Below are 7,748 nucleotides of genomic sequence, written 5' to 3'. Positions count from 1 at the left end.
ATCAACTCCCCGTGATCGGCTAAGTACCTCAGCCAACTGGTTTTCACGCCATAGGGACGGTTGTCGTGGTTGCCCTCGATGGCCAACACCGGAATCCCGGCCTGCTGCAGCTCCCGCAGGACGATCTGGGCTTGGTTGAGAACGCCGGGCTGAATCTGCCGATGCTCGAACAGATCTCCGGCGATGAGCACAAAGTCCACCGGATCCTGAATGGCATAGCGCCGGACAACATCCCGAAAAGCCAAAAAGAAGTCCTTGCTCCGCTCCGGGCTGTCGTAGCGGTCATAGCCCAGATGCACATCGGCCAGGTGTAAAAATGTGCAGGTTGAGCAGGCCATCCCCAGAGCACCTCGGCAAATTGTCCACAGTTTAGCAAACCCATCTTGTTCCCTACCCAAGATATAGGGATCCCTTCCTCTCAATCATCGGGTTCGTCCCGGCTATCTCCACTAGGGGTAGGTGCCGGCTGAGGATCTGAAATGGGCAGCTGCCCTGCCATCCAGAACGGCGAGAGTTCCCTAAGTGGAATTGATCAAATCCGCAATATTGTGCTTCATCTTGTTGCAAATGTTATCGAGGGGCAGATCATTGGGATCCCGGCCAAAGGGATTTTCAATTTCGATGCCGATCTCTTCAACGCCAAACAACATAAAGCTCAGCCATCCCACAATGGGGCCGGTCATCCAACCCAAGCCCTCCACCATTTGAAACGGTAAAGACAAACAGTAAAGCAACAGCAACTGCTTCAAGTGCAGGGCATAAGCCATGGGCATTGGGGTCATGAGAATGCGCTCACAGGCCCCCAGCGCATCCACCATGCTGTTGAGCCGCTCCACCATGATCGTGAGCTGGTAGACCTCAACGCGGCCCTTTTGGTATTGGCGCTGCAGATAATCTCCAATCCAAAAGGCAATCTGCAAAGGGGGATGTTTGAGGCTTTGGAGACGTTGCAACTGCTCCGGGCTGAGCAGGGGCTGAATCTCATCCAGCAGAGGTTCCTGGCGCAAGTGCTGTTTCATGGCCATGGCAAAAGCGGGCAATAGATATAGAGTTTGGATCTTCTCTTCCCGGTCGCCGGGCTGCTTTTCTTCAATGGCTACCCAAATCAAGCGGGCCAAGTTGCGCACGTCATTCACCACGGCTCCCCAAGCTTTCCGCCCCTCCCAGAACCGTTCGTAGGCGGTGTTTGTCCGAAACACTAGCATCAAACCCAAAACGATGTTGGGCACAAACGCCACCAAGGACGACAGCGCCAGGGGCAGCCCCAACCTATACAGAACCGAAACCAGCACCCCGGCCAAGCCGCAGATAAAGGCGCGGGGAAGCACTGCCGGTACAACCGATCCTTGCAACTGCAGGGCCAGTCGAAACCAACGCAGCCCCTCTCCTGCAAGATACTTGCGAAGAACCATAGTGCGGCGTCGGCAAGCTTGCCCTCTGATCCTACAGCCACTCCTACAGCCACAGCCTGCCGCCCTAGAGGGGATCCCTTGCCCGCCTATCCTGAAAAGCGACAAGGGTGGCCTGTTGGAGATTTTTCAGCTGGAGACTCTGAGATTCTGTAAACGTCAAGAGATGCCCAGGCAAACTTCACGAACAACTTCCAAAACCCCAAGTTACTGTGGTAGACTCTCCGCCAGGCAACGAATTCAACGCTGTTCTGCGACGCCCCAACATGGCTGGAGTCCTCAAGCTCGACATTCAGGAATCGGCTGAAGAGCTCAAATCCCTACTAAGCAAGCAGTCTACACCGACCGGGAAGGAGCGGGTTCAAGCTCTCTACCTGCTCAAGATTGGGAAAGTCAAGACGATGACAGGCTTGGCTGAAATTCTGGGGCGGGACATCTCAACGATTTTTCGATGGTTTCAACGCTACAAGGCCAGGGGGCTAGAGGGCATGTTGACGGTGCCCCGCAACCAAGGGCGCAAACCCCTCATCCCCAAGCCGGTTTTGGAAATCCTCAAGCAGGAGCTGCATCAGCCTGGCCGATTCCGTACCTACAGCGACATTCGCGAATGGCTGCGGGAAACCCACGGTGTGGATGCTTCCTACAAAGTTGTGCATGAAACTGTTCGCTACCGTCTCAAGGTGCGCTTGCGGGGATCCCGGAGTAAGCGGCGCAAGAGCGGGGGACAAACTCCCCAGCCATCCCCCCATCTCTCTTGATCAGGGCTGGGCAGCAGGGATCCAAAAACTGCTCTGCAGCAGAGGCGGGCCTGTGGGGGATTCGCTCCCTCCTGCCGGTTCGAGGGTGATGAGGAGGCGGGTCGGCTGCTCAGAATGGATGGGTTGACTGAGCCATTGCAGGGATCCTTCCCCGTTGACGGCAAAAGTGCCGGCGTTTTCCAGCAGTCGTCCCCCTCCCTGGATCTCCGACTCCAGCCACAGTTGATAGGTGCTCCCTGGGGGGGCGGGAGCCATCTCCGAGGCCAAGAGCAGCACCTGCTTGGCATGGGGCGACCAGAGGGCTTGCACCAACAGGGGAGTGCTGAAGCTGGGATCCCGCAGCAGGGTTCGCTGCACTTGCGGCTGTCGTTGCCACTCTTGGTAGAGCCGTTGAACTGCCACCGACTCTCCCTCGATGGGGGATCCCCACTGCCAGCGCAGCCGCCAGTAGGCCGCTGTTATGGCCAGCGCGTAGATCCCCAATACCGCCAGGCTGCCCCAGAGAAGACGTTGCGGCCACAGGGGAGCCGAAGTTTGAATGGAGAGGGGGGCAGGTAGCCAAGCCCAACGCCGCAGCCGTTCCCTAGCCTGAAAGGCTGTCAACTCGTAGAGCCACAGAGCCACTGAGCGATCCCGCTGCAGGTCAAAGGCATTGGCGTGTTTCCAGCAGAACTCGAACACCTGCCGCACCACCTCTTCCGCCTGGTGAGGTTGCTTGAGAATGGCCAAGGCAATATCCAGCAGGCGCTTCTGATAGCGATCCTTGAGCAAAAAGTGGCTGCGGCGATCCCGCAGTTGGATCTGGCGCATTAACTGGAAATCGGTCAGCTCAGCCATACCACCTCTGGGGCATCCGATGAGCCTATCCGGGCTGATTTTGGCTCAGCCGGTAGCACTAGGCTGGGGAACTTTCCAGAACTATACACTAGCCCTGGAGCCGGCTCCCTTGCGAGCTGACTTCACCTCTCATCCAAAGCTGGCTTGGATCCCCCCTCTCAACAGTTCCGGCAGCAGGCCCCTTGCAGGAGTTGGGATCCCACCCCTCTCCGCGACCCTCAGGCGGCATCTTTCTCCACCACCTTCTCCGCCTTTTCTGCGCCGGCAGGCTCGTCATCGCTGCTGGGGTTGTTCATCTCTTGTTTGAAACTCCGCAACGCTTTGCCAAAGGCGCTGCCCAACTCCGGTAGCTTCTTGGGGCCAAACACGACCACCGCGATCACCCCAATCACGGCCAGCTCTGGCAGGCCCATGCCGAAGATGCTCACGGCCAGGATAGGTTCGCTCGGCAGCAGAATAGTCATAAGTCCCCAAAACCTGAAAAGTAGAACAGACGGATCAACCCAGCTTGCAAGGGATCCATCCGTCCCACTCTAACAAGTTCTTCTCCCATGCAGAAAGGGTGTGGAAAGGGATCCCCTTCTCCCATCCTGCCCCCGGCCCACTCAAGACATAGGATGGTGCTATCCCTTGCCCGATGTTTTTGTTCAGAACAAGCCATGCCTGTCTCCTACGATATTGTGGTCATTGGCGCCGGTGCAGCGGGTCTGGTGGTGGCCAGCGCTGCGGCCCAACTGAAGGCCAAGGTGCTGCTGGTGGAAGGCAGCGACCGCTTGGGCGGCGATTGCCTCTGGTATGGCTGTGTGCCCAGCAAAGCCCTTCTTCACGTGGCCCATACCGTCCATCGGATTCGCCAGGCCATGGCTGCCGGTTGGGTAACTCTCCCTGGCCCAGCAGGGATCGCGGTGGATTACCTCAAGGTGTACGAACACATTCGCTCTGCCCAGAGCTACATCGCCAACCACGCCGATTCGCCAGATCGCTTCCGCCAACTGGGGGTGGAACTGGTGTTTGCCAAGGGCCACTTTGTGGATGGGCGCACCTTTGAGGTGGCAGGACGGCAGGTACAGGCGCGGGCTTTTGTCATCGCCACCGGATCCCGTCCTTGGGTTCCCCCCTTGCCAGGCTTGGCCGAGGCGGGCTATCTGACCAACGAATCGATCTTTGACTTGACCCGCTTGCCCAAATCGGTGGCGGTGATAGGGGCGGGGCCGGTAGGCTGCGAGTTGAGCCAAGCTCTGGCCCGTCTGGGATCCGAGGTGACCCTCATTGCCAGCCGCGAGCGCATCTTGCCCAAGGAGGATCCCGAAGCCGCCCAGGTGGTGCAGCAACAGTTGACCCAAGATGGGATCCGCATCCTCACCCGGGTACGCGCCACAGCAGTTGGCCAAGAGCAAGGGGCAAAGCTGCTTTCCCTAAAGGCCAATTCCGGGGCAGGCACCGCCGCTGCAGGTGATCAAGTGATCCGTGCAGAAGAGATTTTGGTGGCCGCCGGTCGGATCCCGAACGTGGAAGGGCTGGGTCTAGAAGCCGCCGGCGTGCAGTACACCCCCCAAGGGATCCAGGTGAATGCCAAGCTGCAAACCCGCAATCCCCGCATCTACGCCTGTGGGGATGTCATCGGCGGGCCGCAATTTACCCATGTGGCGGCCTACGAAGGGGCAGTGGCCCTGGTCAATGCCCTGTTTTTCCCCCTCAGCCAAGCGCGTTATCGTGTCATTCCTTGGGCCATCTTCACCGAGCCGGAGCTGGCCCGTGTGGGCCTCACCGAAAGCGAAGCCCGGCAGCAATACGGCAAGGATGTGGTGGTGCTCAAACAGGAGTTTGCCGATGTGGATCGGGCCCAGGCAGAAGCCGCCCCCCTGGGCTTTGCCAAATTGATCTGTCGACGCAACGGCCAGATTTTGGGGGCGCACCTGGTGGGATCCCAGGCGGGAGAGCTGATTCATGAAGTGGTTTTGGCCATGAGCCGGCGGCTGCCCGTCTCTGCCCTGACCGGGATCCACATCTACCCCACCCGCTCGGAGGTGAACGCCAAGGCGGCCCTGCAGCACCGCAGGCAACAATTGGCCACCAACCCCCGCCTGCAGAACTTCTTGCAGGGATTCTTTGCCTGGAGGCGGGCCTGGAGCTGACAGCGCAAACTGGGGGTCAGCCACCGCTAGACTAGAATGGTCATTTACTGAGGGTTCCCGATGGGCTTTCTCCTGTCTGCCGAACAAGTGGGTCAGTTTGTTTCCAACCAATGGCAGGATCCCTATGCCGTTTTGGGCCCCCAGCAGATAGAAGAGGCCGGGAAATCCTTTGGGTTGGTGCGCGCCCTTGTGCCCAATGCTCGGCAGGTTTGGCTGGTGGAACGCGCCACTGGACAGTCTTACCCGATGCAGCCGCTGCACCCGGAAACGCTATTCGAGCTGCGCTTTGAGCCGGGAACCCCTCTGCCGGACTATTTTTTGCGGGCCCAACGGGTCTGGGATCCCCAAGGGGAACACTTGGAAGAATGGGAGGATCCCTACCGCTTTCCCTTGGAGAAGGTCAACCACATTGGCGAGCTGGATCGCTACTTGTTCAACGAGGGGAATCACCACCGCATTTACGACAAGCTGGGCGCCCATCTCATCACGGTGGACGGGGTGAAGGGGGTGCATTTCGCCGTCTGGGCTCCCAACGCCCGCAACGTCAGCGTTATCGGCGATTTTAACCACTGGGACGGGCGCCAACACCAGATGAAGCGGCTGGGCGAAAGCGGGATCTGGGCGGTGTTCATCCCCGGCGTAGGGCCAGGCGCCATCTACAAGTACGAGGTGAAAACTTCCTGGGGGGATATCTACGAAAAATCGGATCCCTATGGCTTTCAACAGGAGGTGCGCCCCAAAACCGGCTCCATCGTAGCCGACCTCAACACCTACACCTGGCACGACCAAGCCTGGCTGGAAAAACGCGCCGCCACCGATCCCCTGCGCTCGCCGATTTCGGTTTATGAGGTGCATCTGGGATCCTGGATGCACGCCTCGGCTGAAGATCCACCTGCCGAAGGGCAAAGTGTGCTGGTGGACCAAAAGCCCAATACTCGCTTCCTCACCTACCGCGAGCTGGCGGACAAGCTAATCCCCTATGTGAAGGAGCTGGGCTTTACCCACATCGAGCTGTTGCCGGTGGCAGAACACCCCTTTGATGGCTCTTGGGGCTATCAGGTGATCGGCTACTATGCCGTGACATCCCGCTATGGATCCCCGCAAGACTTTATGTATTTTGTCGATCGGGCCCACCAGGCCGGGATCGGCGTGATTGTCGATTGGGTGCCCGGACATTTCCCCAAAGATGGGCATGGGCTGGCTTTTTTCGACGGTACTCACCTGTACGAGTACGCCGACCCTCGCAAAGGTGAGCACAAAGGCTGGGGCACTTTGGTTTTTAATTATGGCCGCAACGAGGTGCGCAATTATCTGGTGGCCAATGCCCTTTTTTGGTTCGAGAAATACCACATCGACGGGATCCGGGTGGATGCGGTGGCCTCGATGCTTTATCTGGATTATGACCGCAAAGACTGGATCCCCAACCCCTACGGCGGGCGGGAACACCTGGAAGCCATCGACTTTTTCCGGCAGCTCAATACCCTCATTTTCAAATACAACCCCGGTGCACTTTCCATTGCCGAGGAATCTACCGCTTGGCCGATGGTAACTTGGCCAACCCATGTGGGCGGGCTGGGCTTCAACTTGAAGTGGAACATGGGTTGGATGCACGACATGTTGGATTATTTCCACATGGATCCCTGGTTCCGCCAGTTCCATCCCCATTTGGTTACCTTCAGCCTCATGTATGCCTTCAGCGAAAATTACATGCTGGCCTTTTCTCATGATGAGGTGGTGCATGGCAAGAGCCACATGTTGGGCAAAATGCCGGGGGATCATTGGCATAAGTTCGCCAGTCTGCGGGCTTTGTATGGCTACATGTTCACCCACCCTGGCAAGAAAACCTTGTTCATGAGCATGGAGTTTGGCCAGTGGAATGAGTGGAACGTTTGGGCAGATCTGGACTGGGGGCTGCTGCAGTATGAACCCCACGCCAAGTTGCGCCACTACGTGGCCAGCCTGAATCACCTGTTGCGCTCTGAGCCTGCCCTGTATACCCAAGACACCAAGCCAGAAGGGTTCCGCTGGATTGACTGCAGCGACCATCGCGGCATTGTTTCCTTCATCCGCTATGGGGAGGATCCCAGTGAGTGGGTGGTGGTGGTTTGTAACTTCACGCCGGTGGTCTGGCCCAATTACCGCATTGGGGTACCGGAACGAGGTTTTTATCGAGAGCTGCTCAACAGCGATGCTGTGGAGTTTTGGGGCAGCGGGGTAGGCAATTTGGGGGGCAAGTGGACAGACGACTGGGCCTACCACAACTTGCCCTACTCCCTCGAGCTCTGCCTGCCGCAACTTTCTACCTTGGTGCTGAAATGGCAGCCGCCGCAGCCGGTCGAGTCCCAGAATTGACACCCTGCTGGCTTCCTTCCGCCGCACTGGGAGGACGGGTCTGGAGACTTCGTTTTTTGGCCATTTGTAGTCCTTTCAAGCTGGATTGAGACAATCCCCAAGCGCTCCATACCGCTTTCGAGATCACCCCCAGTCCTCTTCCCAGAGGGAGAGGGGAGTTGGGAAGCAATGGGATGGAAATGTTTCATTTCGTTTCATTCTTATTTAAAATGACTGTGGGCGTGGGTGCAGTGTTCTAGTTTGAATCGAAATGACCA

7 protein-coding genes are annotated in these 7,748 nt (G+C 58.0%); 3 read left to right on the top strand and 4 right to left on the bottom strand.

Features of this window, described 5'->3' with window-relative positions; translation table 11 throughout:
* A partial coding sequence (locus tag NW819_RS03260) for a metallophosphoesterase (protein ID WP_414412867.1) occupies positions 1-338 on the bottom strand: 338 nt, incomplete at its 3' end.
* Positions 339-518: 180 nt separating this feature from the next.
* Positions 519-1,412 (bottom strand): bestrophin family protein, encoded by an 894-nt coding sequence (locus NW819_RS03255; protein WP_414412866.1) that lies wholly within the window; start codon positions 1,410-1,412, stop codon positions 519-521.
* Positions 1,413-1,621: 209 nt separating this feature from the next.
* Between NW819_RS03255 and NW819_RS03250 the strand changes: the two genes are divergently transcribed.
* The gene (locus tag NW819_RS03250) at positions 1,622-2,167 is read left to right on the top strand and encodes a helix-turn-helix domain-containing protein (protein ID WP_414412865.1); all 546 of its coding nucleotides are present in this window, start codon (positions 1,622-1,624) and stop codon (positions 2,165-2,167) included.
* Here NW819_RS03250 and NW819_RS03245 read toward each other — a convergent pair whose 3' ends face one another.
* Together NW819_RS03245 and tatA are read right to left on the bottom strand one after the other, a co-directional pair.
* Positions 2,168-3,004, bottom strand: a complete 837-nt coding sequence (locus NW819_RS03245) for an anti-sigma factor domain-containing protein (protein ID WP_414412864.1) — start codon at positions 3,002-3,004, stop codon at positions 2,168-2,170.
* Between the two features lie 218 nt (positions 3,005-3,222).
* A complete protein-coding gene (tatA, locus tag NW819_RS03240; protein WP_414356913.1) occupies positions 3,223-3,468 on the bottom strand; it encodes a twin-arginine translocase TatA/TatE family subunit in 246 nt (81 codons plus the stop codon).
* A gap of 195 nt (positions 3,469-3,663) precedes the next feature.
* Between tatA and NW819_RS03235 the strand changes: the two genes are divergently transcribed.
* Together NW819_RS03235 and glgB are read left to right on the top strand one after the other, a co-directional pair.
* On the top strand, positions 3,664-5,139 hold the full coding sequence (locus tag NW819_RS03235) for a dihydrolipoyl dehydrogenase family protein (protein WP_414341830.1): 1,476 nt from the start codon (positions 3,664-3,666) through the stop codon (positions 5,137-5,139).
* A 60-nt stretch (positions 5,140-5,199) separates the two neighbouring features.
* A complete protein-coding gene (glgB, locus tag NW819_RS03230; RefSeq protein WP_414412863.1) occupies positions 5,200-7,491 on the top strand; it encodes a 1,4-alpha-glucan branching protein GlgB in 2,292 nt (763 codons plus the stop codon).
* Positions 7,492-7,748 lie beyond the last annotated feature (257 nt).

This window comes from Synechococcus sp. R8-2 (assembly GCF_047461715.1).
Classification (GTDB): domain Bacteria; phylum Cyanobacteriota; class Cyanobacteriia; order Thermostichales; family Thermostichaceae; genus Thermostichus.
The sequence above is the reverse complement of the archived record's forward strand: the minus strand, read 5'-3'. Positions and strand labels throughout refer to the sequence as shown.